We start from the raw sequence: 1,090 nt of genomic DNA, 5'->3' as shown, positions 1-1,090 counted from the left end.
CTGCACAGTTACGCCCTGGAGGTCCTCGGTGTGGGCCGCTCGGTCCGCGGGACAACGGTGCGTGAACCGTCCTGGATGTGACGGAGGCTCTTCATATTGGATTCCAACCCCGATTGCCGGCCGGGCAATCGTAGGTGGTGGTGCGCTGGCGTACCGGACGGCCTATGCCGTCGGCGATCGCCTCGAGCTCGGTCGGGGACTTGGCCGAGCCGTGCTCGGAGCCGGCCATCCGCGAGATGGTCTCCTCCATCAGCGTCCCGCCCAGGTCGTTGACGCCGGCGCGCAGCATCGCGCGGGTGCCCTCGACGCCCAGCTTCACCCACGAGGTCTGGATGTTGTCGATCCGGCCGTGCAGCAGCAGCCGGGCCATGGCGTGCACCGCGAGGTTGTCCCGCGCGGTCGGACCAGGGCGGGCCACGCCGGCGAGGTAGAGCGGGGCGCTGTGATGCACGAACGGGAGCGGCACGAACTCGGTGAACCCGCCCGTGCGGTCCTGCAGCCGGGCCAACAGCCTCAGGTGCGCGACCCAATGGGCCGGGGTGTCGACGTGGCCGTACATCATCGTCGAGGACGAGCGCAGCCCCACCTCGTGCGCGGTCGTGACCACCTCGATCCACGCGGCGGTCGGCAACTTGCCCTTGGTCAGCACCCACCGGACCTCGTCGTCGAGGATCTCCGCCGCGGTGCCGGGAATGCTGCCCAGACCGGCGGCCTGAGCCTCCGTCAGCCACTCGCGGATCGAGAGCCCGGTCCGGGTCGCGCCGTTGACGATCTCCATCGGACTGAAGGCGTGGACGTGCATGCCCGGGACCCGACGCTTGACCTCCCGCGCCAGGTCGAAGTACGCCGTGCCCGGCAGGTCCGGGTCGATCCCGCCCTGCATGCACACCTCGGTCGCCCCGAGCTCCCACGCCTCGACGGCCCGGTCACCGACCTGCTCGACGGAGAGGGTGTAGGCGTCGGCGTCGGTCCGCCGCTGGGCGAACGCGCAGAACCGGCAGCCGGTGTAACAGACGTTGGTGAAGTTGATGTTCCGGTTCACCACGTAGGTGACCTCGTCCCCGACGACGTCCCGACGGATCGCGTCGGC

1 protein-coding gene is annotated in these 1,090 nt (G+C 70.0%); it reads right to left on the bottom strand.

The window, feature by feature from the left end:
* Positions 1-91: 91 nt before the first annotated feature.
* Positions 92-1,090: 5-amino-6-(D-ribitylamino)uracil--L-tyrosine 4-hydroxyphenyl transferase CofH (cofH, locus tag SPOPO_RS0101565; RefSeq protein WP_019873027.1), on the bottom strand; the 999-nt coding region annotated here is incomplete at its 5' end.

The sequence above is a fragment of the Sporichthya polymorpha DSM 43042 genome (assembly GCF_000384115.1).
Taxonomy (GTDB): Bacteria; Actinomycetota; Actinomycetes; order Sporichthyales; family Sporichthyaceae; genus Sporichthya; species Sporichthya polymorpha.
The sequence above is the reverse complement of the archived record's forward strand: the minus strand, read 5'-3'. Positions and strand labels throughout refer to the sequence as shown.